Raw genomic sequence first — 24,140 nt, forward strand, 5'->3', positions numbered from 1 at the left:
CGGTATGTATGATAGAAAAGGTCGAAAAGAAAAAAAGAAAGGCAGCATAATCTAACTAAAATAACAGGAAAAACAGGAGAGGTTTTAACTTCCCCTAAAAAAGACATGTACATAATGCATGGGTGGGAAGGAAAAAATAAGAATATGTAAACAATATTCTACAAAAAAGATAGAAGACTGGGAGAGTTGAACGAAAAAATCAAGAGAAAAGCTCACGTAAAGCAAAGCTTTTCTCTTGATTTTTTAGAAAGAGGAACATTTACTGAATATCCCTACTTATTCATCATTCTTTTACACGTATTACTATATTTGCAATAATTGCAGTTAGGCCTCCGGTGGTGATCCCTGAAGAGAAGATACTTCGAATTGCTTCCGGGGCTTGTTGTAATACGTCCGGCATTAATTCTACTCCTAGGCCTAAGGAGAGGCTGACTGCTAATACCAGAGTTTCTTTACGGCCTATTTCTTGTGAGGAGATAATACGGATTCCTGCCGCTGCTACTGTACCGAACATTAGTAAGGTTGCACCACCCAATACAGGATCGGGCATTAAGGAGAATACGGCACCTACGATAGGGAATAATCCCAAAAGAACGAGCATTGCTGCGATATAATAACCGACATAGCGGCTGGCTACTCCGGTCAGTTGGATAATACCGTTATTCTGTGCAAAGATGGAGTTGGGGAAAGAGTTGAATATACCGGCGAGGAAGGAGTTGAATCCATCTGCCATTACTCCACCGGAAACTCGTTTCAAATAGGAATCTCCTTCAATGGGAAGTCCGGAAATCATAGAGTTGGCAGTCACGTCACCTGTTGCTTCGATGGCAGTTATCAGGTAGACCAGACCAATGGCTATGAAAGAAGACACATTGAAATCAACACCATATTTAAAAGGTTGGGGAATATTAAAGCTCATCAGCATTTCTACATTCAATGCACTCATATCCACTTTTCCCAAAACAAATGCCAAACCATAACCCAGGCAAAGTCCGAGTACAATGGAACTCATACGCAGGTATTTGTTCCCGCAACGGTTGAAAAATAAGACGCTAAGAAGTACCAGTGCTGCAATAGACAGGTTTTCCCAGGTAGCAAACGTACCGTTATCCATAGCTGCATATCCACCTCCGCAAGATACGATACCTACTTTTATCAGGCTCAATCCGATAAGCAGTACGACAATACCGGAAACCAGCGGAGTGATGATATTACGCAAATATTTGAATGTGCGGCTGACAATCATTTCGATAGGTGCGGCAGCCACACAGGAACCGAAAATCAACGGCAATCCGCCTACCATTCCTGTGGCGATGATAGGACCGATAAAAGAAAAACTGGTTCCCTGGATGCAGAGCAGCTTTGCTCCTATCGGACCGAAACGACGGCATTGTATAAAGGTAGATACTCCCGAAGCAAAAAGGGACATGGAAACTAGAAAGCTTGTCTTTTCTACATCCAGTTTCAAGGCACTTGCTATGATAAGCGGCGGTGTGATAATTGCTACGAAAATAGCCAAGAGATGTTGTAAAGCCGCAAACAGGGCGTCTTTAAAAGGGGGACGGTCTTCTACGCCGTAGATTAAATCAGTTTTCATTTAATAGGTTGTTCTATATATTTTGTAAGTTCGACAGAGGGATAAACGGAGATTCCTCTGAAGTTCGGATTCTTTTAGTCTGACTTCTTTTTAGTCTATTTCTTTTAACTCGCTTTTTAATCCGTTTTTTGGTTCGTTTTTTGGTTCGTTTTTTTAGTTCAGCGGCCATTTCAGAGCAAGCGTCGGGATCACATAAAAGCCATCGCGACCACCGAAGTTATTACTCAATTCGACTTCGGAGCCAACACTTAGATTGAAATTTTTATTTACTCCCTTGATTTGATTCAGGTTTACCCAAAATTGTGGTTCGGAGAGGAAGATAGTCTTTCCGTAGTTCGTTTCTTCACGCCACCAGTCGGCAAAGCCGGAGAAAGTGAGCAGGTTGCGGCAGAAGTTTACGTACCATGTACCTGTCAACTGGAAGTTGTTGGGTGATGAATGTTTCTGAATATACTTATACATGGCGGTCAGTGTGAAGCCTTTGGAGAAGGAGGCATTATTAAAGGTATACGTGGCTCCTGCCAGATAAGCATTTTTATAAGACATACCTTTGGATAATCCACCGTTATATTCAAGATGCGCAGAGAAAGGACCTTTCCAGAATTTCACTTCACGGGCTATTTCCCAATAAGCGGCAGCGACACCTTCGGAGGTATAATCCATATCGACAAAGAAATAAGTACTTCCCCAAGTATCAGGATGAAACTTCTCTACTGTGGAAGTTAACAGCGGACGACCTTGCAAATCTTTATCATACAAAGAACGTCCAAAATCATAATGTAACTGGATGTTTTGCGCCTGCAATCCCGGTACGGCAGAGAGCAACATACAAAGGAAAAGAGCAGAGATAATCTGTTTCATAAGTAAATGTGTTTAAATGAAGATGCAAAAATAGTTAAAGCTACACATATAAACACACTACTTTTATCTTTTTTTATTCCAGGTTATTATTTCCCGTGTCCCACCAAAGCCTTGTACCTCCATGATCGTTTCCTCCTAAAGCTTCCACAAGCGCGGAATATTGTTCCGGGTCTTCCGTCTGCAAGGTACCGGGGAAGTTTAGACGGCGCACCATAATCTCCGTGTCGATAGAACCGTTTCTGCTATGGTTGAATCGTACGGGAAATAAACGGGGATACCCTGTTCGTCTTTGTTCTGCCCAGGCTCCACAACCTTCCGGGAACATAGCAATCCACTTCTGCGTAATGATCTTCTCCAGTTTCGTTTCCTTATCATCCAGGCGATTCCATTTGGGAGAGACTTTACAACGGGCCTCTATATTATTTTCTTCATCATACGTGTCTATAAAGTCAGAGGCTTTCCGTTCGCTTTGCAGATAATCTTCTACGCCATAGATTCCCCATTGATGGAAAGAAGTAGTTACACCGTTCTGATAACAGGTTTCTTCATCTTCATCCGTCCACCCGCGCAATGCAGCTTCGGCACGCAGAAACCAAACTTCCGAAGCAGTCATCAGAGGCGCATCGGTGCTTTGCTTGACAAACAGCTTCGACAATCCGGAATAATGACTATGAGCAAAACATGTCCCCTGACGAATTCCACGATATTGTCCTTTCAGGGTTTCATCCGTACAGAGTTCGAAATAAATTCCAAGACGGGGATCATTATATCCCACCAAGATTGATTCCATATTCGCACTCATGTAAGTTTCATTCCACACACGATTAAGTTCTCCCAATGGATTGGTATATCCGGATTTGGTAGAAACAACAGCTCCGCCTGTTTCCGCTTCAAAGAAGCCGTAATCGTTTTCTTTTATTTTCTGTATTTCAGCACGTGCCTTATCGGGGGCAACAGAGGCAATACGCATAGCTAGCCGCAAACGCAACGAATTGGCAAACTTTACCCAGGAAGGGTATTTACCATCCAACAAAATATCAAAACGTGCAAATCCATTGAATTCCGGTTTCTCCTCTATATAACCGGTGAGGGCAACCACGGCAGAATCGAGTTCATTGAAAAACTCATAATAAACATCTTTTTGTTTATCAGGACGGTAGTGTTTTTCCGCATTCGCAAAATTCTTATAAATGATGGGACCATAATAATCCGTCACACGATGCATTGCTTCCACCTTTAATATTTTCGTGATCCCGAACAAAGCAGGATGTGTATTCCGGGTAGCATTCTCCGATTGGTATATCTGCGGGAAAATATAAGAATACATATGCGTCCACATGGCGCTGTTCCAACCATCCTGCATATTATAGTCGGAATTATGCGAACCTCCGTTCAAGGGTTTGCCGTCATGCATATATCCACCGAACATATCTGCGTTCAGATTCTGTATCAGTTGGAAAGGCCAGTTCTTCCCTTTTCCGAAATCATAATTAAAATAAATACCCTGCTGAATAATGCCCAAACGGATTCCATAACCATTGTCGTCAATAATCAGGTCATCATCCGTGATACCGGACAAGTCGGTATTGTAATCACAGAAATTACCGGTACATGCTACAGAAAAGAGCAGTAAGCCCAGCAAGTATAGATATACATATTTTCTCTTCATTTCTCTCTCCTACCTTTAAAATTCACATTTCAGAGTAAAGCCCAAACTACGGGTTGTAGGCATTCCGAATACTTCAATCCCTTGGTTATCATTCCCAGTGGAAAGTACCAAATCCGGATCAAAAGGAGCTTTCTTATATAAGAAACATAGATTGCGTGCCACAAACGAAAGCTGTACATCTTTCAGAACCTTCGTTTTTTGTATCCACTTCTTTGAGAAATTGTAGCTCAACGATACTTCGCGCAACCGTAAATTAGTGGCATCATACATATAATACTCTGTCACTCCGGCACGCCCGCCCACTACATTTTTATAGAATCCTTTCACATTATCGATCTGCTGACCTTCAAGCATCACATATCCTCTGTCGCGTGCATCAGCCGTAATTTCCGATACGCCATAGAGATCCATTTCCGCTTGTGTCTGCGAAAGGACTTTTCCTCCGTAACGCCAGTCAAGCAGGAAATAAAGGCTGAATCCTTTGTAAGAGAATGTGTGATCCCATCCCATCATAAAGACAGGGTTGGCATTTCCTACTTTCACCGTATTTCCGTCACCTTCCACCAATGGAAGTCCTTTGTAATCTCCTTCTGTTTCATAAACAATGTTTCCTGCGGCATCACGTACAAAGGCTTTACCGTAGATATCACCGATAGAACCACCTTTCACCAGTTTCATTGCATAACTGGAAGAAAAGCTCGTAGGCCCGTAGACTAATTCTTTCAATTCGTCGTGCAGCTTCACGATCTTATTCTTGTTAGCAGAAAAATTGATGGAAGTTTTCCAAGTGAAATCAGAAGTCAGTATCGGAGTTCCGTTCAGTGTCACTTCCCATCCCTGGTTTTGGATATTTCCGGCATTTACATATCGGAAAGCAAACTTATCACCTGCAAGAGCAGGAAGTTTGAAGAACTGGTTATAAGTATTGGTACGATAATAGGTCAGATTGATTCCTAACCGATGTTGGAAGAATCTCCATTCCGTTCCGAATTCCATGGCATGAGTCATTTCCGGCTCCATATCTTTGAAAGGAGCTGCATCATTTGCCTGTATCTCGCCACCGGCACCGATATGAGAAGTGGAATTAGTGACAAATACAGGAATATCGTTCCCCACTTTACTATAGGCACCACGCAGTTTCGCAAAAGAAATCCATTCGGGCAGCTTTACCCATTTATCAAGCAATATGGAAAGACCGACGGAAGGATAAGCAAATCCCGCTTTCTCATGTTCAGTATAAGCCAAGGTTGATGCCCAGTCATTACGAGCTGTCAAATCAAGAAATAATTTTTCCTTGTAGCCAATCTGTGCTGTACCGAAAATAGATTGAAGCTGACGATGCTCATCTATTTTCTGGTCAATACTGGCAGAACTGTTCATGATGATATTGGCAATATTAAATACATTAGCAAACTTCAAAGAAGCATTCTTGGAATCATAACGAGTCGAGTTTCTGATTCGGTCATTTATACTACCGCCAATAGCCGCATCCAGTGTAAAATCTCCCCAGGTTTTCTTAAACATCGCCATGACATCACCATACATCTGCGTTTCCTGATAATCCATTTCAATATATCGACCGTTCGCTCCACACAGGGCAGTAGCGGTAGACGCATAGAATTTCTGACGCAACTTGTCAGCCCAGTAATCCATGTTGCCACGAGCTTGAATCGTCAACCAATCATTTATCCTAAAGTTTGCCGAAAGGGAAAGGATAATGCGCGTACGCGTTTCTTTACTTTGTATACGGTTCACTATCCAATATGGATTCTGTTCGAAGTCTTCGGTAAATGTATGCCAGTTTTGCACATTCAAATTCCGTTCTTCGTCATAGGTTTCAAAATGGTCTTTATAATAAGACAGATTCTCACCACGAGGAAAACGATAAAGCCCTACCAACGGATTCATATAAAAGCCTCCCGATACCGGCTTATTCTCAACAGTCTGTTTCATTACATTCACATTACCATCCAGCTTCAAACGTTTGTTGAACATGGTAGCCGTTTCGCGTAGGTTTATATTATGCTTCTTCAGCTTGTTTTTATCCATAATCCCCTTTCCGGTGGTGTTGGCATAGGAGAAATAAGTTTGTAGAGTTTCATTTCCATAGCTGACGGACACAGAAGTCATTGAGGTCAATCCGGTACGGAAAAAATCATTCAGGTTATCATGAGCTGTCAGATTCTCTTTCTCACCCCAGCTGTCTACCACATCACTGACACCGTAACGATTTTGCATTTTAGGCAGGCTGAATGCTTTCTCGAAAGTTAGTCCTGTAGAGAAATTAATATTCCTTTGCCCGACAGAATTTCCTTTTTTAGTAGTGATAAGAATGACCCCGTTAGCAGCCATGCTACCATATAAAGCTGCTGCTGGAGCACCTTTCAAGATACTGATGCTTTCCACATCTTCCGGGTTCAGGTTAGAAATCCCATCTCCTCCATCACGGTTGCCGGCATTCGCCGTACCTCCAATAGCCGAATAAGCCTGCTCGGAAGAGGTATTCGACATCGGCACTCCGTCTATCACATAAAGCGGTTGATTATCACCGGACACCGAACGGATTCCCCGGAGACTGACTTTGGCAGACCCTCCCATACCGGAAGAGTTTTTATTGATTTGTACACCGGCCGCTTTTCCCGCCAGGGCAGTAATCATATTTATTTCTTTTATACGATTCAGTTCCTCACCTTTGATTTTCTGCGCAGAATAAGCCAGTGTAGCTTCATCCTTTTCAATTCCCAAGGCTGTTACGATGACATGGTCAAGCATCACCGCGTCTTCCTGAAGGCGTATTTCAAGCATAGTCCGACCTGTCACATTGACTTCTAAAGTCTTGTAACCTACAAAAGAAACCTGCAAGACAGCACTATCCGGAACAGATAAAAAGAATCGTCCATCAATATCGGTCACAGTACCATTGGCTCCCCCTTTTTCTCGTATTGTAGCACCGATTAGTGGTTCACCATAGACATCAATAACACGCCCTCTCACGGTATAATTGTCAGAAGGAGTTTCTATCGTCCCTCTTAACAGTTGTTGCTCCGAAGCATAACAATTCCCACCCTCTAGGAAAAATAAGCTCATTAAGAAACAACTTACTAAAATTTCTTTTTTCAATGATATAATAAGATACTGTTTGTTCATCACACCGCAAAAATAACTAAATATTTTAAATCTAGCATTTTTTCTCATTGATTTTGAGGGAAATAAACATTATCACTATTTTTGTACGAAATTAAAATGAACGATAACATGGAAATCGAAACACATCCGCTAGAACCATTTCTCCCAGCGAAATCAAAATTGCTTATGCTGGGCAGTTTCCCGCCACAGAAAAAAAGATGGTCGATGGATTTTTATTATCCAAACCTAAACAATGACATGTGGCGTATATATGGAATCTTATTCTTTAATGATAAGAATCACTTTCTGAATTCAACACTAAAATCGTTTTGTCGTGAGCAAATCATAGATTTTTTGAACGAAAAAGGAATTGCCCTGTTTGATACCGCTTCATCCATCCGCCGGTTGCAGGATAACGCATCGGATAAGTTTCTCGAAGTAGTGAAGGCTACCGATGTAGCAGCATTGCTGCGACAACTTCCCGAATGCAAAGCCATCGTCACTACCGGGCAAAAAGCAACGGACACTCTCCGACAGCAATTCGAAATAGAAGAGCCGAAAGTAGGCGATTACTCCGAGTTCGTTTTTGAAGGACGCGCCATGCGGCTTTACCGGATGCCTTCATCATCAAGAGCATATCCACTAGCATTGGATAAGAAAGCAGCCGCTTACCGGATTATGTTTCAGGATTTGCAGATATTGAGGTGAGGTTTAAGTATTAAGTATTAGGTATTAAGTGTTAAGTATTAGGTATTAAGTGTTAAGTATTAGGTATTAAGTGTTAAGTATTAGGTATTAAGTGTTAAGTATTATATAGTATGAATTAAATTATAAATGAATATGGCAACATTATTTTTGCAGTACCCGGCATGTAGCACATGCCAGAAAGCCAAGAAATGGTTAACAGAAAATAACATTGAGTTTACAAACCGATTAATTGTAGAAGAAAATCCTACGGTTGAAGAATTAAAAGCATGGATTCCGCGCAGCGGTTTACCGCTGAAGAAATTCTTCAACACGAGCGGATTAGTATATAAAGAGCTGAAACTAAGCGAGAAGCTGCCTGCTATGAGTGAGGAAGAACAGATAGTACTCTTGGCTACGAACGGTAAATTGGTGAAACGCCCATTGGTAGTGACAGACAGCTTCGTTCTGGTCGGTTTCAAGCCCGATGAGTGGGAAAAATTAAAATAATTCAAAACTTATTTACCCGAATGTTTGGAGATTCAGAAGTTTCTACTACCTTTGCAGCCGCAAACACGGGAGTAGCTCAGTTGGTAGAGCACCGGTCTCCAAAACCGGGTGTCGGGAGTTCGAGCCTCTCCTCCCGTGCAGAGTTAAATAGCTGTAAACGATAAGTTTATGGCTATTTTTCGTTTTAGGTCAGACAAATTTCGGACGAAATTAATTATAGTGACGGTATCCGGCAAAGATAGTGACGGTATACAACAGTGATAGCGTCACTATCCCGAGCATATACCGTCACTATTATTTTCTAGGATTATCTATCTGGAATTGTACGTTTATTCATATCAGTGAATATTACGCATAATAATATAATGTACATTTCCAATGACTCCTGTTTGCTTTCCTAGTTCTTATTTGTTCTTTCCAATCCTTTAGCAGCCTCAACCAAACGAATGAATTCTCTTCTATATCCTTTATCATCGTTATTCAGTCCCTGTTTGGCCAGATCAATCACTTTGTCGTAACTGGCATTTCCTTTAAAGTCAGACTCCCGGAGTAACTGTCCGAACATAGCCACTGCAGAAGCAAAGCGGAAATCGGAAGAAACATTATTTCCTTTATTATCTACGAAAGGAAGTTCCATTTTCTTGCTGACATCTTTATCCGGGGCTTTATAACGCAGCTTCACAGTCAGGAGTTCATTAGAGCCTGTCGGCTTTACGGATACTTTCTCTTTCTTCTGATATTTCAAGTCGTCTATTTTACCTACATATTCATTCTTTACTCCTGTAGGAATCACTTCGTAAAAGGCTGTCACTGTATGTCCCGCACCCATATCTCCAGCATCTTTAGCATCATTATTAAAGTCCTCGTCTTTCAACAGACGACTTTCGTAACCAACCAGACGATATGCCTGCACTTGGGAAGGATTAAATTCGACTTGCAGTTTAACGTCTTTTGCCACTGTATGCAGCGTAGCACCGAATTCGCCTACCAAAACACGGTTGGCTTCCTGCAAATTATCTATATAAGCATGATTGCCATTTCCCTTTTCAGCCAACACCTGAATCTTCTTATCTTTATAATTACCCATACCATAACCCAGTACGGTAAGGAATACTCCACTCTTGCGTTCTTTTTCAATCAATTGTTCCAATCCTTCAGCGGAAGAAACGCCCACATTAAAATCACCATCGGAGCAAAGTATGATACGGTTATTGCCGTTAGAGATCAGATTCTTCTTGGCTATTTTATACGCCAACAAGATACCTGCACCTCCTGCCGTAGAGCCACCCGCCGTTAATTCATCTATCGCTTCGCGAATCTTCTGTTTGTCGCTACCCGGAGTTGCTTCCAGTTTCACACCGGCACTGCCTGAATAAGTCACAATCGCTACTTTATCTTTATCACGTAAGTTATTTACCAATAATTTGAGAGATGACTTCACCAAATCCAACCGGTTGGCTCCCCACATAGAACCGGAGACATCAATCAGGAATACCAGATTAGATGCAGGCAGATTATCCGTCGGGATTTCTTTTGCTTTCAGGCCGATACGTACAAGACGATGATTAGTATTCCAGGGACAGGCTCCGGATTCCATCGTAATTTTCACAGGATCACTTCCTGTCGGCTTCGGATAATCATAAGAAAAGTAGTTCACTAATTCTTCTGTACGGATAGCATCAACCGGAGGCAGTTCACCTTTATTGATAAAACGACGCATATTACTATAAGAAGCGGCGTCTACATCAATAGAGAAAGTAGAAAGCGGAGCATCCGACACACTCTTGAAACCATTCTCCTGAAACTCCCCGTATTCTTCCGCATTTGCAGCATCATACATGATTCCCGGAGTCGGACATACTGCCCTGTAAGCAGTAGACATCACTTTTGCAGCTCTTGTCTCATGGCCGTATCCTACCACCACACATTCTTCCAATACCAGTTCGTCAGCTTTCATCTTCACATCCAGCGTGGCCGATTTTACCACCCTTCTCTCTTGCTTATACCCGATATACTGGAACAACAACGTTTCCCCTTTCTTAGCCTGTATCGTGTACCGGCCATTCATATTCGTTACTGTACCTTTCGTAGTACCCTTTATCTGTACCGAACAGCCAACAAGCGGAGTTCCATCCTTTGCATCCGTCACAGTACCCGACACGGTAATAGCTTGCGCGTTCACCATACCTAAAGAAACAACTGCCATCAGCAGTACGAGCATCATTGCTCTGAATTGATTTGTTTTCATAACTTCATTATTTAAAATGTTACTAATAGTTCGCTTTTACTATAGAGATGCAGATTTCACACTGATTCCATAAATGACTTGAACTTTTTTTATCCGGCAGAAAAAAAGAGTCCTTTCAAAATTCTCCCTTATTCCTTTGCCACTCATCAGATGATGTGTATATTTGCGAATCATAAACATATCACAAATATGAAAAACGAAGTCGACGGAAGGCGGGAAATAGCCTCGCGAAACACGGCCTGGGCTAATAACATTGCCCGCAAACTAACTCGTTGGGGTGTCACTCCCAATCAAATTTCCATGATGAGTGTATTCTTCGCTATGGTAGGTTGCCTCCTGCTGATTGGCACAGTTATTTATCCCGGCTTCAATAAATATGTAGCCTATATTCTGTTCATCGTTTGTATGCAGTCGCGGTTGCTCTGCAACCTGTTCGATGGGATGGTCGCCATTGAAGGAGGAAAGAAAAGTGCCAACGGAGATCTTTATAACGATATGCCCGACCGTTTTGCCGATGCGTTATTCATCATTCCCGTCGGGTATGTAGCAGGTGGATTCGGAGTCGAATTGGGGTGGCTGGGCGCTCTTCTTGCTGTTATGACAGCTTATTTCCGCTGGATAGGAGCCTATAAAACACATCAGCATTTCTTTAATGGTCCGATGGCCAAACAACACCGCATGGCATTACTGACGCTAACCTTTGTAGTCGCCACCTGCACCATCCATTCAGGATACGACCGAATGGTATGCTTCATCGCTCTAATCATTATCAACATCGGTCTTATCGCGACACTGATACATCGCCTGTACCTCATATCACACACAACAAACACTGAAATAAAATGAAAAATCTACTGGATAAAATATTCCCTACATTAAGCGATGAGTTGATTATTGTCATCTCGCTTATCATCGGACTGCTTGTTACAGCAAGCCTTATTCTTTTCCTTGTAAAAAAGATATCTCCGAAAACAAATATCAGCGAACTCGCCGCACGCACGCGCTCATGGTGGATCATGGCGGGTATGTTTATCGGTGCTGTATTTATCAGCTATAACATTTCTTATTTCTTCCTTGCCTTTCTCTCTTTCATTGCTTTCAGAGAACTTTATTCTGTATTGGGATTCAGAGAGGCAGATCGCGGAGCACTGTTTTGGGGCATACTGTCTATCCCCATTCAATATTATCTGGCTTACCTTGCCTGGTATGGAGCATTCATCATCTTCATTCCGGTAGTCATGTTCCTCGTATTGCCTTTACGGCTCGTTTTAAAGGGAGACACACACGGAATCACCAAGTCGATGGCACTGTTGCAATGGATTCTGATGCTTTCGGTATTCGGTATCAGCCACCTCGCTTATCTCCTGTCGCTTCCCGAACTACCGGGATTCAGTTCCGGAGGACGGGGCCTGCTGTTGTTCCTTGTATTCCTTACGGAAATCAATGATATCATGCAATTTATCTGGGGCAAACTTCTCGGACGGCATAAGATTCTTCCGAAAGTAAGTCCGAACAAGACGTGGGAAGGTTTCCTGGGTGGTGTCATCAGTACCACTGTCATTGGTTACTTTCTCGGTTTCCTGACTCCCCTCTCCGCTCCCAACGTTATTCTGGTTAGCGCCCTCCTTGCGATTGCCGGATTCTCGGGAGACGTGGTCATCTCCGCTATCAAGAGAGATAAAGGAATTAAAGATATGGGGAACAGTATTCCCGGTCATGGAGGAGTATTCGACCGGATAGATTCGCTGTCCTACACTGCTCCTGTATTTTTTCATTTAGTTTATTACATTGCATATTAAACGGAGAGAATGGAAAAAAGATTCATGCAAGCTACTGCGATGCAGATTATATATAAAGGTGTTTTCCAATGGTTCCTAAAATTAATCGTAGGGGTTCAGTTCACCGATTGCCGCTTCCTTAAAAAAGAAAAGCAATTCATTATCCTTGCCAACCATAACAGCCACCTGGACACCCTAAGCCTGTTGGCTTCCCTGCCCGGCGAACTTTTGTGGAAAGTCAAACCCGTAGCAGCAGAAGACTATTTCGGGAAAACCCGCTTTCAGGCTTCCATCAGCAACTTTTTCATCAATACGCTTCTTATCAGAAGAAAAGGGGAAAAAGATTCGGAGCACGATCCGATCCGTAAGATGCTTGAAGCCATCGATGCCGGGTATTCACTGATTCTTTTTCCGGAAGGAACCAGAGGAAAACCGGAGCAGATGGGAAAAATAAAATCCGGCATTGCCCGTATCCTGTCGCTACGACCTGAAGTGAAATATATTCCTGTATTCATGACCGGTATGGGACGCTCTTTACCCAAAGGAAAGATGATCCTGTTGCCATACAAAGCATCCATCTATTATGGTATGCCCGCTTTGGTAAAGAGTGCGGATACACATGAAATATTAGACCAGATAACAGGTGATTTTGAAAGAATGAAAGAAAAATATCAAGTTGTTATCGACGAAGAAGAGGAATAGATGTTGTTTTTCAAAAGAAACATATCGAAACTATCGGACGAGGAATTACTGATACACTATACGAAGTCCGGCGATACGGAATATTTCGGTGAATTATATAACCGATATATCCCGTTACTGTACGGACTTTGCCTGAAATACCTGCATGATGAAGACCGGGCACAGGAAGCAGTCATGCAGTTGTTTGAAGATTTATTGCCTAAACTGGGAAATTATGAGATAAAAATTTTCAAGCCATGGCTCTACCGGGTGGCGAAGAATCATTGCCTACAACTTTTACGGAAGGAAAATAAAGAAATTCCGTTAGATTATACGGTTAATATTATGGAATCTGACGAATTTCTGCATCTATTAAGTGAAGAGGAAAGTTCGGAGGAACAACTGAAGGCATTACATCACTGTCTCGAAAAGTTGCCCGAAGAACAACGGACCAGTATTACGCGTTTCTTTCTGGAAGAGATGTCGTATGCCGACATTGTGGAACAAACCGGATTTACTCTGAACAATGTGAAAAGCTATATCCAGAACGGAAAGCGAAATTTAAAAATTTGTATCAAGAAACAAGCCCTATGAAACTATTGGACTACATACGAGGACTCCGCAAAGGAAAAGAGGCACACCGACTGGAACGAGAGTCGATGCAGGATCCTTTCCTGGCCGATGCTATGGATGGTTACAGCCAAGTGGAGGGAAATCACGAACAACGGATCGAGAAACTGCGGATGCAGGTTTCAGCTCATTCGGCAAAGAAAAAGAACACCCGTGCTATCACCTGGAGCATCGCTGCCTGCCTGGCTATCGGATTCGGTATCAGCAGTTATTTCCTGTTCCTGAAAAAGAGTATGACGGACGAAGTGTTCATTGCCAAAGAGAGTGTTTCCTCCAAGTTGGCTGAACCCGCAATTCCGCCCACTCCGGCCATTCCTGCAACTCCAACAGTTCCAACAACTCCACAAAAGGAAATCGCATTGGCTACCGCAAAGGTAAAAACAGATTCCACTCCTGCTTCCGAAGATTCCACTCCTGTTTCCGAAATTACTGCGAGACAAGCGGATAAGAAAGATATGATTGCCAAAATCCAAGCGACTTCCCAACCACAACAAGGTACGCCGCCTGTGGCAACTGTGCCGGTAATGGAGGAAGTGTCGGAAGAGACTGCCGCATTGCAAGAAGTAGTAGCAACGATGGATACTTTCGAATCTGAATCTGATAAGAAAATGAAGTTGGCTAAGGTAGCGACTATCCTTCCTCAAAAGAACATGATTAAAGGGAGGGTGACCGACGAAAAAGGAGAACCGCTTATCGGAGCCAGTGTGACATATAAAGGAACGAATATCGGAACCATCACAAATATGAATGGAGAATTTTCGTTAGTCAAAAAGGATGATAAGAAACGATTGACAGCGGAGTATATCGGATATGATCCGGTAGAAATCCGGATAGATACCAGCCGGACGATGCTCATTGCCATGAACGAAAACAAACAGGCACTCAATGAAGTGGTGGTAGTGGGATACGGCGCTAAGAAAAATAAGAAGTCAACAACTACCGGAAATGTTGTGACGGTTAAGGAACAGGCAAAGAAAGAGATTACTCCGCAACCTGTCATCGGTAAACGTAGCTATCAAAAATACCTGAAAGAGAATCTCGTTCGTCCAACGGATGATAACTGTAAAGATATTAAAGGGGAGGTAGTCCTTTCTTTCTTTGTTGATGAAGAAGGAAAGCCACAAAATATCACTGTTATTCATGGATTATGCGAATTCGCTGATAAAGAAGCCATCCGGCTTGTCAAAGAAGGGCCTAAGTGGACAAGTGGAAAACTCCCGGCAAGAGTAACAGTACGATTCTGAACTTAATAAATACCAATAAGAAGGCACATTTGTGCCAACACAGTGGCACAGACATGCAAACAAGGTGGCATTGTTGTGCCAACCTATTGGCATAGTAATAACAACACAAAGCCTATCTTAAATCAGTTCGTAACTAGCCATCTGTATTGGCATATCCAAATTATGAAGCACTTTCTCCAATAGAATACCCTCGCGGTTATCATATTCATACCCGAAAGTGGCACGAATACCTTGCAGGATAAACTGTGTGGCACGGTCCAATGCCATCGGCAGACTGTCTCCCTGCATTAAAGAGCCGGTGATGACACTTGTAAAAGTATCGCCCGTGCCGGGATAATGTGCAGGCAGATAAGGGCAAGTCACTTTCCAGTAGCGGTTTCCCTGACGGTTATAAGCATAGACAGATGTTTTATGAGGCTCATCATGTACAGGAACACTGGTGATGATAACCACTTGCGGACCTTTATCGGACAAAAGACGAAGATATTCTTTCAGCTCTTCATCCGTGTTATCTGCTTTATAGGGTTTATCCAATAAATAAAACAGTTCCGTCAGATTGGGGGTAATCACATCTGCTTTAGTAATCAGGTGGCGCATCTCTTTTATCATCTCTCCATCAAAGTTGGTGTACAACCGTCCGTTATCTCCCAACACCGGATCGGCAACGATCAAACTGTCCGGTCGGCGAAAGTCCCTGATAAAATCAGAAACAATCTGAATTTGTCTCGGAGAACCCAAGTATCCGGTATAGATAGCGTCGAACTCTACCTCCAGCCTCTTCCATTGGGCAATAATCTTCGGCATTTCGTCCGTCAGGTCGAGGAAGGAGAAACCGGGATATTGCGTATGATTGGATAACACAGCCGTAGGAAGCGGACAGACTTGAAAACCCATGGATGAAAGAATAGGAATGACGACGGTCAGAGATACGCGCCCCATTCCCGAAAGGTCATGGACGGCGGCTATTTTCTTTACTTTATTGGCATACATATAATTTATAATTAAACGTTTTACTACTCTTATCCTACAAATTCATTTATCTACTATGGACAAACAGAAACAGATATCCTATTTACATCAAAGGAGATTCGACTATATTCTCCCAAAGACTCTATTACATCCGATGGAAACCGGACTTTATCCAAACAGAGCCTCTATTTACATCAAACGGAAGCTCTGTTTATATGAAACAAAGGCTCTATTTCTTATCAATAGAGCCTCTGTTTTTAAGCGTCAACGGAGTCTCCATTTCGTTTGTACTAACAAATATAAAACTCCATTGTTTTGAAACCAAATTTATTTTAGAATAATCAACACGGAAACATTAGGTTAATATCACTAACACGTCCCGTGCCCCATGCGCTCCCATCACTAAAGCCTGCTCAATATCAGCAGTCTTTGACGGACCGGAGATGAACGTTCCGAACTGATATTCCTGTCCGTCCAGTTCGCGGTAGGCGTCATACATGGTATCTACAATTTTATTCCGGTCGAGCAGAATGACCAACTTCTCCGAGATAAAATAGATCGCTTTATATTTTACCGTCTGCGGTATCCAGATGGCTCCGTTTTCGGCTACTCCGATTTCTCCTTTCACTACGGCAACATCTGTGCCGTCCAACTCTTTCGGATCATCCAAATTATCGGGATTGAACGTAGCACAGGAAATATCCGGCAATACGGAAGCAATGCGCATAGCATCCGGGTAAGTCCGTCTTATGACTGTATTCACATCTTCCCCTTCACCCAATACAACTGCCGCACCACCCACTGCACGGCTGATTGCACAGAACTGCTCTATCCTGTCAGGATATGACAATCGTTTCATATCCGCAATATCCGGTTTATCATAACGCGTCTGCGTATGCTGGCGGATGCTGGCTAATATATCTTCTCTACTGCTCATTTGGATTCCTCCTTTCCTTGTACTTTGTTTTTCTTCCACATTTCATTGAACGACTCGCTGGCAAATTCCGGCAGTTCACGCCCCTTTCCCCAATCGTCGAGATCGTTGTATTTCATGAAACGAGGCAGGCTATTTACCACCGGGGCTGCCCACAAGGCTGCGTTGAACAATGCCGGACGCTCCATCAGGAACTTCATACCACCGGACATGATCTTCTTTCCCGTATTGGCTTTCCCCAGTCCGTCCAAATCCTGACGCCATTTGTAAATCTGTTCTGCCAAATCTACTTTCACCGGACAGACATCGGAACAGGACATACACAGAGAACAGGCTGAAAGATTATCATAATACTTCTCCGGAGCGTGAGCCATACCCAAGTTGATGCCAATAGGTCCGGGGATGAAGTACGTATAAGAGTAGCCTCCACTCCGGCGGTACACCGGACAGGTGTTCATGCACGCACCGCAACGAATACAGTTCAGTGTCTTGATATGATCGGGCTTGGACAGTAAGGCACTCCGGCCGTTGTCTACGATGATAATATGATATTCACCGCCTTCGCGGGGACGGCGGTAATGAGAGGTATATGTTGTCACCGGTTGTCCGGTGGCCGAACGGGCGAGTAATCGGGTGAACACACCCAATGCGTCCAGATCCGGGACGATCTTTTCCATACCAAAAGCGGCAATGTTCAGTTTCGGGTAAGAAGTACCCATATCGGCATTTCCTTCATTGGTGCAGACCACAATGTCACCGGTTGAAGCGACGGCAAAGTTGGCGCCTGTCATGGCGGCTTCGGCATTGAGGAAGAGATGGCGCAGGTTCTTACGTGCGGCATGAGTCAGGTAGGTAGGATCAAAGTTTCCCTTTTCCGTGCCCATCTCCTTTTCGAATAGTTCGCCTACCTGTTCCCGTTTGATGTGAATGGCGGGCAGTACGATGTGGCTCGGTTCGAGATGCATCAGTTGCAGGATGCGTTCGCCCAAATCGGACTCTACGACATCGATGCCACGCTCCATCAGGAAAGGATTCAAGCCACACTCTTCGGCGAGCATGGATTTGCTCTTGATGAAATGGTGGACGTTATGCTCATTCAGTATTTCGTAGACGATGGCGCAGTATTCATCGGCATCTTTTGCCCAATGTACGATGGCGCCGTTGGCGGTAGCATTCTTCTCAAACTCCAGCAGAAGTTCTTCGAGGTGGCTGTTGGAGTATAGTTTCAACTCGCAAGCCTTGTTGCGCAACTCTTCCCATTCGGGAACTTCCTTGCTCATCTTGTCCCTTTTGGCACGGACCATCCAAAGGGTTTCGTTATGCCATGCTGCCATCTTGCTGTCCTGCAAGAACTTTTCGGCAGCCTTTGAATGTTTTGTACTCATGATTGCGACGCTAGAATTTCTACAATATGGATAATCTGAATAGGCAGATGCTCCCGTTTGATGACACCTTGCATGTGCATCAGGCAAGAACTGTCCGCTCCGACAATATACTCGGCTCCGGTAGCGATATGATCTTTTACCTTATCACGCCCCATGCAGACGGAGACTGCCTGCTCTTCCACCGCAAACATTCCGCCAAAGCCGCAACACTCGTCAATATGGCTGGGCTCGAATACTTCGATGCCTTCTACCAGATTGAGCAGGTCACGCAATTTATTGTAATAAGGGATGTTCAGTTCGGTGGGAGCGGAAATCAACAGTTCGCGCACCCCATGACAGCTATTGTGAATACTGACTTTATGAGGAAAGCGTGCAGGAATTTTGGAAGGTTTCAAGACATCGTGAATGAACTCACAAATATCATAAATCTTCCCCGCACTCTGACAGACATGTCCTTCTTTCTCCAAGATGCCCGGATGATTCTCTTTCACAAATGCCACACAACTGGCGGAAGGACCGACGATGTAATCGTATTCCCGAAACAGATCGTCAAAACGGAGTGCCAATTTCATCGATTCATCTTCAAAACCGGCATTTGCCATCGGTTGTCCGCAACAAGTCTGATCCAACGGATAATCGACGTCTACTCCCAAACTTTTCAATAGTCTATACGATGCCACTCCCACATTGGGGTAAATAGCATTGATATAACAAGGAATAAACAAACCTACTTTCATACTATATTTTGTAATAATTTAAGCTTCTTCCGCATCACCCGTCTATTTTGTTCAACGGATGTCGATTAATTTGTGTGTTTGCAGGCTGAGTCTCCATTTGGGATGTCGCATTACACAGTCCACTGTTGAAGCAGTGTTATTACAAGAACAAGGCTGGAGGAAAAAATGTTCGGCCGGAAGTAGTTCAAAAATACTTATATCTTGTCCTTCATAGACCACTTTCACTTCATCCATCCGGTCGATGGCAAGTTTCACCCCTTGTTTGGGGGAGCAGGTCACCCAGTCGATAGCTGCCGGCAGGGGGCGTGTACCGTTGGTTTCGATAGTCACATATTTGCCTGCTTGATGCAAACGGTCGATCAATTCATCGTCTATCCATAAGGAAGGTTCGCCGCCCGTAAGGACAACGGTGACGGCAGGATATTTTTTCACTTCGGCGATTATTTCATCGTCGGTCATCATTTTCCCTTCTTCGTGTTGTGTGTCGCAAAAGTCACATTTCAGGTTGCAGCCGGAAAAACGGACGAAGATGGCCGGAGTTCCGGTATGGTAGCCTTCGCCCTGCAAGCTGTAAAAGATTTCATTAATCTTTCTCATCATCAAAATTTGTTTGGTTTGCTATTCTTGTCCTTCTGCGCCGCTGGGATCTTTCTCGTAGATGACAATGTTTCCTTCCGATTCCTGCACTTCTACTTTATAGCATTGAGGAATCTGTTTGCATACCCACCGGGCGATATTCTCCGCTGTGGGATTAAATGGGAGTACTTCGTTCAGATTTTGATGGTCGAGTTTCTCCGTGACCACTTCTTTGATGCGGGTGAAATCTACCACCATTCCTTCGGAGTTGAGCCGCGCGGAACGGCAATAGACGGTGATAATCCAGTTGTGACCGTGTAAACTGGCGCATTTACTGCGATACGGGAGTACCAGCTTATGAGAAGCCGAGATCTCCATGCGTTTGATTACTGTAAACATGAGTGTATGTATTTTAATAGTTACACGCATCTAATGTCACCTCGATGCAACGGCAAAGGTAATATAAAATAGAGTTTTCATCCAGCAAAGAGTGTTATTTTTTCCCTTTTTTTGCACTATCTTTGCCGCATGAAAACTCTATATATTGTTTTAGGTAGTATTTCCCTTGCGCTCGGCATTCTCGGCATCTTTCTGCCGCTACTGCCCACTACCCCTTTTCTATTGCTCACCGCTGCCCTTTATTTCAAAGGGTCACCCCGATTATATAACTGGCTGCTCAACCATCGGCACTTCGGTCCTTATATCCGCAATTTCCGCGAAAACAAGGCAATTCCTCTCCGTGCTAAAATAATTTCTCTCGTATTAATGTGGGGAACGATGCTTTATTGCATTTTCTTCCTGATTCCTTTTATATGGGTAAAGATTCTCCTGGGATTGATAGCCGCAGGAGTCACTTATCATATTCTTTCTTTCAAGACATTGAAATAGTGTGATAGTCCCTGCCGTGCATCGGCAAGTTTATCTTCCCAATGTTTCACGGAGTTCTGACCAATAATATCAGTCACGTATTTCACGGAAATAAACGGTATTTCTTTTGAACGGCAAACAAATGCCTGTGCGTATGCTTCCATATCTACAACATCTCCGCTAACGTGAGTCAACTCGGTAAGGAAGCCATCTCCCGTATTACAGATTCCATGTTCCGTCCAATGCGTGCAATAACCTTTTTCTTCGAGCAAAGCCGATGAATCAATCTCACACTCCAATCCGAACTCTTTCATTTTTTGCATATCACGGTCTACGAACTTGCGGCAGACAAAGATATCTCCTACCTGATGGTTGACTGTTCCGGCACTTCCGATATTGAGTACTAAGTCCGGTTGTACCTGGCGGATTGCTTCTGCCAGATGAAAAGCTGATTTTACTTTACCAATACCTGTACGAACGTAGTAAGGTTCTATATCCGGCCATTTAAGTTCTACAAATTCGCCTTGTACGGCGTAGGTTACTAATATTTTCAACATGGGTTCCTTTATTTCGTAAAAATCAGTTATTTCTGCAAAAATAACTATTTAACTGGAGTTATCTATAAAATGCAATCAAAAGAGATTACTTTTTACTATCCGGCAACGGATTAATAGCCCCCCTTTGTGTACAAGTATATGCCGATACATCTACCGCTTTGCGGTGTGATTCAGCGACCGACGCCCCTCTAAGTATATTCACAACAAAGGTAGCAGTAAACGAGTCGCCTGCACCTACAGTATCGGCCACCTCGACTTTAGGTGTGTTTATGGATGACACTTCCCCACTTGCATCATATATGCCACTACGTACTGCCCCTTGTGTGAATATAACATACTTGAGCGAAAAACGAGCAATGAGTTCTGCGATAGCTTCCACAAAATCAGTCGAAAGGGAAAGAAGAGAGATCAATAACGGCAATTCGTCTTCATTCAATTTGAGGACATTTGCCTTTTGCAAGGACTCCACAATCAAGTCTGTCGAATAAAAATGTTGCCTGATATTAATATCAAACACCTTCAAAGAGGTATCCGGCACGGCATCTATGAGTCTCAAGATTGCAGCACGTGACTTTTCACTTCGTTGTGCCAAAGAGCCCCAACAAACAGCATCTGCATCGCCGACAAGTTTCATGGTCGCAGGACTACACTCGATAGTATCCCAAGCAACATTCTCAACAATGTCATATTGCGGTACACCGGCCTCATTCAACGACACAAGCACTTTGCCTGTCGGCAAAATATTACGGGAAATATATCCTAAATCAAGTCCGGTCTCTTTAAGCACTGTAAACGTTTCATCGCCAAGTTCATCGTCACCTATTGCCGTAACGGGATATGATTCCGCTCCCAATTCCTTCGCAAAAAAGCAGAAATTGATAGGCGCTCCGCCAAGTCTCTTACCTTCCGGGAAGCAATCCCAAACAACTTCTCCTATACCTATTATTTTCATGGTTTTATAGTTTAATAATTATTTTCATGGATGTTGCACTATGCTCGTCTATAAATTTATATGCCTCGTCATACTGCTCGAACGGGAAATGATTCGAAATAAGCGGTTCGAGACGGATAGCTCCCGAACTTACCTGATCGATAGCCGTAAGATAATCTTCATGGCGATACATCATCGTTCCGTTCACCTTCAGTTCGTGCTCTCCCAAATAGAACATATTAAGCGACGGATCCTTGCCAAATACCGCCACTACAACGATGGTACTCCCTTTTTCAATACACTCCATAAGCGAACGAATACTCGACTCAACTCCGGCAACCTCAAACGCAGCTTGAAAATCTTCATCCCCGAAAAGCCTCTTCGCTCCTTCTTTGAGCGGCGTCTTAGCTACATTGAGCGTATCTATTATGCCACATTTACGAGCGATTTCAAGTCTGAAATCACTTACATCGGTAATAAGAACCCGTTTGGCTCCTCTTGCCTTAGCGAACTGCGCCACGAGGTTACCGATTGTTCCGGCACCCGATACAACCACATTCTTACCTTTCAAGTCCCCGCCACGCATGGTTGCATGCGCAGCCACTGCCACCGGTTCTATCATAGCCCCATAATCAAGTGACATACCTTCAGGCAACACCGCAACCCTGTCATCATCAACCACAAAAAAGTCTTGCGCAGCTCCATTTGCCTGAAAGGCTTGCACTCTTAGCTCCTCACAAATATTATACTCTCCCCGCTGACAAGGCTTGCACTTCCCACACGCAAGTTGCGGACGTGCGGTGACAACGTCACCCGCCTTACAGATCGTAACCGCCGCCCCCGTAGCGACTACCACTGCCGAATATTCATGCCCCTGAACTACCGGATAGAAAGTTGCCGGATGACATCCGTGATAAGAATGTATCTCACTTCCACAAATACCAATTCTCTTAATATTCAGAAGCACCTGATGTTCTTTCAGGTCCGACGCCTTAGGCGCCTCAACCTCACGAAATTCAATATGTTTTGGTTCTACTAATACCGCTTGTCTCATTTTATACCATATTTACTTAAAATTTCTATTACCGGAGTCTCTATTGACTTCGCCCAAAGTGCATATCCATAACTACTTGGATGAGTTCCGTCGACCGATGTCTCATGCGCATCGGAAGCATCAGGCGTAATCAGATAAACGTCTTTATATTTCGGGTTCGTGCGGATTTTCGCAAACAACTCCTCTACGGTTGCCGCCTTAGCCCGTTCTTTCGCATCAAGAACTGTATCGAATGAACGTCGTTCACGATAGATAGTACGCTGAAATATCAACGGAGTAGCCGGATGTGCCGCTATAAGCCGATCGATAAACGGCATCAGGCGCTCTCTTATCAGTTCTGCGTCAGGATTTGAAAAAGTATCGAATATAAAGGCATCAGCCTTGACTTCCGCAAGAACATCGAGCATGTAAGGCTGCATCAGGCAACGTCCGCTTGTTGCGAGCGACACGACTTGAAGACCAGTATTACGCATAAATTGCATGGGATAACTCATACCGGATCGATCCGTGCTCACTCCCTGCGTAAACGAAGAGCCATATACCGCTATCCTGTGACGAAAATCGGACTTCAACGGTTCGATAACAGCATCGTCATCTATCCCTATCTTACAAGAAATGACCTCCGAATACATCGGCATATACATCATACATTCGTGCATCGTACCATCCATATTCTCAATGAGCATGAATGTCTCGGTTTTCTCGCCCTTATACGCTTTCAATGAACCGCTTGCCGCATACTGCCATTGACCGTCTGCATTTTTGATATAAAGATCATATCCTTTATAAGAGATCGGCATGGTTGAATGGCTCGAATATACATATCCCCACTTTGTCGTAATCTGTATATTACGCGTGTTCGTTTTAAACAACACAGCCATACCGGCAGAGCAACGGAGTTGTCGATTCTCCGTCCTGTTAAAACCTTTATAAACCAATGTATCGACTCTATGATACGGATTGGGAGTCGATTCAAACGGCTTACCTATCAGGTTAAGCGTTGACGCCTCCGTCTGTTTTTGTGCTGAAACCGACAATACGCACGAAAGCGCTAGAACAACCGTTATGAAAAACTTCTTCATTGCCTTGTATTTTTTAGTTG

At 43.5% G+C, this 24,140-nt stretch carries 23 protein-coding genes and 1 tRNA gene; 9 read left to right on the forward strand and 15 right to left on the reverse strand.

Annotated features, from left to right (window positions below; genetic code table 11):
- Nucleotides 1–283: 283 nt before the first annotated feature.
- The 4 genes from BSAG_RS05870 to BSAG_RS05855 all read right to left on the reverse strand — a co-directional run bounded on the left by BSAG_RS05870 (nucleotide 284) and on the right by BSAG_RS05855 (nucleotide 7,274).
- Nucleotides 284–1,597: a nucleobase:cation symporter-2 family protein gene (locus BSAG_RS05870; protein ID WP_004314557.1), complete on the reverse strand. Its 1,314-nt coding sequence runs from the start codon at nucleotides 1,595–1,597 to the stop codon at nucleotides 284–286.
- A 153-nt stretch (nucleotides 1,598–1,750) separates the two neighbouring features.
- Nucleotides 1,751–2,458 carry a DUF5020 family protein gene (locus tag BSAG_RS05865; protein ID WP_004314556.1) on the reverse strand — a complete coding sequence of 236 codons (708 nt, stop codon included), beginning with the start codon at nucleotides 2,456–2,458 and terminating at the stop codon, nucleotides 1,751–1,753.
- A 73-nt stretch (nucleotides 2,459–2,531) separates the two neighbouring features.
- Nucleotides 2,532–4,127 carry a SusD/RagB family nutrient-binding outer membrane lipoprotein gene (locus BSAG_RS05860; protein ID WP_008771173.1) on the reverse strand — a complete coding sequence of 532 codons (1,596 nt, stop codon included), beginning with the start codon at nucleotides 4,125–4,127 and terminating at the stop codon, nucleotides 2,532–2,534.
- Nucleotides 4,128–4,142: 15 nt separating this feature from the next.
- Nucleotides 4,143–7,274 carry a SusC/RagA family TonB-linked outer membrane protein gene (locus BSAG_RS05855; RefSeq protein WP_008018425.1) on the reverse strand — a complete coding sequence of 1,044 codons (3,132 nt, stop codon included), beginning with the start codon at nucleotides 7,272–7,274 and terminating at the stop codon, nucleotides 4,143–4,145.
- Between the two features lie 108 nt (nucleotides 7,275–7,382).
- Between BSAG_RS05855 and BSAG_RS05850 the strand changes: the two genes are divergently transcribed.
- The 3 genes from BSAG_RS05850 (at nucleotide 7,383) to BSAG_RS05840 (ending at nucleotide 8,585) form a co-directional block, all read left to right on the forward strand.
- On the forward strand, nucleotides 7,383–7,961 hold the full coding sequence (locus BSAG_RS05850) for a uracil-DNA glycosylase family protein (protein ID WP_008771171.1): 579 nt from the start codon (nucleotides 7,383–7,385) through the stop codon (nucleotides 7,959–7,961).
- A gap of 132 nt (nucleotides 7,962–8,093) precedes the next feature.
- On the forward strand, nucleotides 8,094–8,447 hold the full coding sequence (locus BSAG_RS05845) for an arsenate reductase family protein (RefSeq protein ID WP_008997683.1): 354 nt from the start codon (nucleotides 8,094–8,096) through the stop codon (nucleotides 8,445–8,447).
- A gap of 65 nt (nucleotides 8,448–8,512) precedes the next feature.
- A tRNA-Trp gene (locus BSAG_RS05840) sits at nucleotides 8,513–8,585 on the forward strand.
- Nucleotides 8,586–8,844: 259 nt separating this feature from the next.
- Here the strand turns inward: BSAG_RS05840 and BSAG_RS05835 are convergent.
- Nucleotides 8,845–10,695 (reverse strand): vWA domain-containing protein, encoded by a 1,851-nt coding sequence (locus BSAG_RS05835; RefSeq protein WP_008771170.1) that lies wholly within the window; start codon nucleotides 10,693–10,695, stop codon nucleotides 8,845–8,847.
- Between the two features lie 189 nt (nucleotides 10,696–10,884).
- Between BSAG_RS05835 and BSAG_RS05830 the strand changes: the two genes are divergently transcribed.
- Genes BSAG_RS05830 through BSAG_RS05810 form a run of 5 tightly spaced genes read left to right on the forward strand, consistent with a single transcriptional unit; the run spans nucleotide 10,885 to nucleotide 15,028 of the window.
- Nucleotides 10,885–11,541 (forward strand): CDP-alcohol phosphatidyltransferase family protein, encoded by a 657-nt coding sequence (locus BSAG_RS05830; RefSeq protein ID WP_004313643.1) that lies wholly within the window; start codon nucleotides 10,885–10,887, stop codon nucleotides 11,539–11,541.
- Nucleotides 11,538–12,494 (forward strand): phosphatidate cytidylyltransferase, encoded by a 957-nt coding sequence (locus BSAG_RS05825; RefSeq protein WP_008016953.1) that lies wholly within the window; start codon nucleotides 11,538–11,540, stop codon nucleotides 12,492–12,494. The genes BSAG_RS05830 and BSAG_RS05825 overlap by 4 nt, the downstream gene beginning before the upstream one ends.
- Nucleotides 12,495–12,518: 24 nt before the next feature.
- Nucleotides 12,519–13,175: a lysophospholipid acyltransferase family protein gene (locus BSAG_RS05820; protein WP_032811097.1), complete on the forward strand. Its 657-nt coding sequence runs from the start codon at nucleotides 12,519–12,521 to the stop codon at nucleotides 13,173–13,175.
- Nucleotides 13,176–13,748: an RNA polymerase sigma factor gene (locus BSAG_RS05815; RefSeq protein WP_004316184.1), complete on the forward strand. Its 573-nt coding sequence runs from the start codon at nucleotides 13,176–13,178 to the stop codon at nucleotides 13,746–13,748.
- Nucleotides 13,745–15,028: an energy transducer TonB gene (locus tag BSAG_RS05810; protein WP_004316183.1), complete on the forward strand. Its 1,284-nt coding sequence runs from the start codon at nucleotides 13,745–13,747 to the stop codon at nucleotides 15,026–15,028. The genes BSAG_RS05815 and BSAG_RS05810 overlap by 4 nt, the downstream gene beginning before the upstream one ends.
- Nucleotides 15,029–15,145: 117 nt before the next feature.
- Here the strand turns inward: BSAG_RS05810 and BSAG_RS05805 are convergent, their stop codons facing one another.
- The 6 genes from BSAG_RS05805 to BSAG_RS05780 form a co-directional block, all read right to left on the reverse strand.
- A complete protein-coding gene (locus BSAG_RS05805) occupies nucleotides 15,146–16,018 on the reverse strand; it encodes a pyridoxamine kinase (RefSeq protein ID WP_004308293.1) in 873 nt (290 codons plus the stop codon).
- A 334-nt stretch (nucleotides 16,019–16,352) separates the two neighbouring features.
- On the reverse strand, nucleotides 16,353–16,934 hold the full coding sequence (locus BSAG_RS05800) for a lactate utilization protein C (RefSeq protein WP_004316182.1): 582 nt from the start codon (nucleotides 16,932–16,934) through the stop codon (nucleotides 16,353–16,355).
- Entirely contained in the window at nucleotides 16,931–18,316 is a 1,386-nt protein-coding gene (locus BSAG_RS05795) for a lactate utilization protein B (protein WP_004316181.1), read from the reverse strand. The genes BSAG_RS05800 and BSAG_RS05795 overlap by 4 nt, the downstream gene beginning before the upstream one ends.
- Nucleotides 18,313–19,053 carry a (Fe-S)-binding protein gene (locus BSAG_RS05790; RefSeq protein WP_004304789.1) on the reverse strand — a complete coding sequence of 247 codons (741 nt, stop codon included), beginning with the start codon at nucleotides 19,051–19,053 and terminating at the stop codon, nucleotides 18,313–18,315. The genes BSAG_RS05795 and BSAG_RS05790 overlap by 4 nt, the downstream gene beginning before the upstream one ends.
- A gap of 51 nt (nucleotides 19,054–19,104) precedes the next feature.
- Complete coding sequence (locus BSAG_RS05785) at nucleotides 19,105–19,650, reverse strand: 7-carboxy-7-deazaguanine synthase QueE (protein ID WP_004304788.1); 546 nt, start codon at nucleotides 19,648–19,650, stop codon at nucleotides 19,105–19,107.
- A 21-nt stretch (nucleotides 19,651–19,671) separates the two neighbouring features.
- Nucleotides 19,672–20,028: a 6-pyruvoyl trahydropterin synthase family protein gene (locus BSAG_RS05780; RefSeq protein ID WP_004308297.1), complete on the reverse strand. Its 357-nt coding sequence runs from the start codon at nucleotides 20,026–20,028 to the stop codon at nucleotides 19,672–19,674.
- A 129-nt stretch (nucleotides 20,029–20,157) separates the two neighbouring features.
- Here BSAG_RS05780 and BSAG_RS05775 point away from each other — a divergent pair, with 129 nt between their 5' ends.
- The gene (locus BSAG_RS05775) at nucleotides 20,158–20,517 is read left to right on the forward strand and encodes a YbaN family protein (protein WP_004304786.1); all 360 of its coding nucleotides are present in this window, start codon (nucleotides 20,158–20,160) and stop codon (nucleotides 20,515–20,517) included.
- On the opposite strand, the gene BSAG_RS05770 is transcribed toward BSAG_RS05775, so the two are convergent.
- From BSAG_RS05770 to BSAG_RS05755, 4 genes are all read right to left on the reverse strand, one after another.
- Nucleotides 20,487–21,053 carry an MTA/SAH nucleosidase gene (locus BSAG_RS05770; RefSeq protein WP_004316179.1) on the reverse strand — a complete coding sequence of 189 codons (567 nt, stop codon included), beginning with the start codon at nucleotides 21,051–21,053 and terminating at the stop codon, nucleotides 20,487–20,489. The two genes, BSAG_RS05775 and BSAG_RS05770, sit on opposite strands and share 31 nt — an antisense overlap.
- Before the next feature lie 85 nt (nucleotides 21,054–21,138).
- Nucleotides 21,139–22,005: a carbohydrate kinase family protein gene (locus tag BSAG_RS05765; RefSeq protein WP_008016965.1), complete on the reverse strand. Its 867-nt coding sequence runs from the start codon at nucleotides 22,003–22,005 to the stop codon at nucleotides 21,139–21,141.
- 4 nt (nucleotides 22,006–22,009) lie between these two features.
- Nucleotides 22,010–23,038, reverse strand: a complete 1,029-nt coding sequence (locus BSAG_RS05760) for a zinc-dependent alcohol dehydrogenase (RefSeq protein WP_008016966.1) — start codon at nucleotides 23,036–23,038, stop codon at nucleotides 22,010–22,012.
- A complete protein-coding gene (locus BSAG_RS05755; RefSeq protein ID WP_008016968.1) occupies nucleotides 23,035–24,120 on the reverse strand; it encodes an SGNH/GDSL hydrolase family protein in 1,086 nt (361 codons plus the stop codon). The genes BSAG_RS05760 and BSAG_RS05755 overlap by 4 nt, the downstream gene beginning before the upstream one ends.
- Between the last annotated feature and the right edge of the window lie 20 nt (nucleotides 24,121–24,140).

It is taken from the genome of Bacteroides sp. D1 (assembly GCF_000157095.2).
Lineage (GTDB): Bacteria > Bacteroidota > Bacteroidia > Bacteroidales > Bacteroidaceae > Bacteroides > Bacteroides xylanisolvens.

Coding starts and splice junctions, on each gene's coding strand:
- BSAG_RS05870 (WP_004314557.1), bottom strand. CDS start 1,597: ATGAAAACTGATTTAATCTACGGCGTAGAAGACCGTCCCCCTTTTAAA.
- BSAG_RS05865 (WP_004314556.1), bottom strand. CDS start 2,458: ATGAAACAGATTATCTCTGCTCTTTTCCTTTGTATGTTGCTCTCTGCC.
- BSAG_RS05860 (WP_008771173.1), bottom strand. CDS start 4,127: ATGAAGAGAAAATATGTATATCTATACTTGCTGGGCTTACTGCTCTTT.
- BSAG_RS05855 (WP_008018425.1), bottom strand. CDS start 7,274: ATGAACAAACAGTATCTTATTATATCATTGAAAAAAGAAATTTTAGTA.
- BSAG_RS05850 (WP_008771171.1), top strand. CDS start 7,383: ATGGAAATCGAAACACATCCGCTAGAACCATTTCTCCCAGCGAAATCA.
- BSAG_RS05845 (WP_008997683.1), top strand. CDS start 8,094: ATGGCAACATTATTTTTGCAGTACCCGGCATGTAGCACATGCCAGAAA.
- BSAG_RS05835 (WP_008771170.1), bottom strand. CDS start 10,695: ATGAAAACAAATCAATTCAGAGCAATGATGCTCGTACTGCTGATGGCA.
- BSAG_RS05830 (WP_004313643.1), top strand. CDS start 10,885: ATGAAAAACGAAGTCGACGGAAGGCGGGAAATAGCCTCGCGAAACACG.
- BSAG_RS05825 (WP_008016953.1), top strand. CDS start 11,538: ATGAAAAATCTACTGGATAAAATATTCCCTACATTAAGCGATGAGTTG.
- BSAG_RS05820 (WP_032811097.1), top strand. CDS start 12,519: ATGCAAGCTACTGCGATGCAGATTATATATAAAGGTGTTTTCCAATGG.
- BSAG_RS05815 (WP_004316184.1), top strand. CDS start 13,176: ATGTTGTTTTTCAAAAGAAACATATCGAAACTATCGGACGAGGAATTA.
- BSAG_RS05810 (WP_004316183.1), top strand. CDS start 13,745: ATGAAACTATTGGACTACATACGAGGACTCCGCAAAGGAAAAGAGGCA.
- BSAG_RS05805 (WP_004308293.1), bottom strand. CDS start 16,018: ATGTATGCCAATAAAGTAAAGAAAATAGCCGCCGTCCATGACCTTTCG.
- BSAG_RS05800 (WP_004316182.1), bottom strand. CDS start 16,934: ATGAGCAGTAGAGAAGATATATTAGCCAGCATCCGCCAGCATACGCAG.
- BSAG_RS05795 (WP_004316181.1), bottom strand. CDS start 18,316: ATGAGTACAAAACATTCAAAGGCTGCCGAAAAGTTCTTGCAGGACAGC.
- BSAG_RS05790 (WP_004304789.1), bottom strand. CDS start 19,053: ATGAAAGTAGGTTTGTTTATTCCTTGTTATATCAATGCTATTTACCCC.
- BSAG_RS05785 (WP_004304788.1), bottom strand. CDS start 19,650: ATGAGAAAGATTAATGAAATCTTTTACAGCTTGCAGGGCGAAGGCTAC.
- BSAG_RS05780 (WP_004308297.1), bottom strand. CDS start 20,028: ATGTTTACAGTAATCAAACGCATGGAGATCTCGGCTTCTCATAAGCTG.
- BSAG_RS05775 (WP_004304786.1), top strand. CDS start 20,158: ATGAAAACTCTATATATTGTTTTAGGTAGTATTTCCCTTGCGCTCGGC.
- BSAG_RS05770 (WP_004316179.1), bottom strand. CDS start 21,053: ATGTTGAAAATATTAGTAACCTACGCCGTACAAGGCGAATTTGTAGAA.
- BSAG_RS05765 (WP_008016965.1), bottom strand. CDS start 22,005: ATGAAAATAATAGGTATAGGAGAAGTTGTTTGGGATTGCTTCCCGGAA.
- BSAG_RS05760 (WP_008016966.1), bottom strand. CDS start 23,038: ATGAGACAAGCGGTATTAGTAGAACCAAAACATATTGAATTTCGTGAG.
- BSAG_RS05755 (WP_008016968.1), bottom strand. CDS start 24,120: ATGAAGAAGTTTTTCATAACGGTTGTTCTAGCGCTTTCGTGCGTATTG.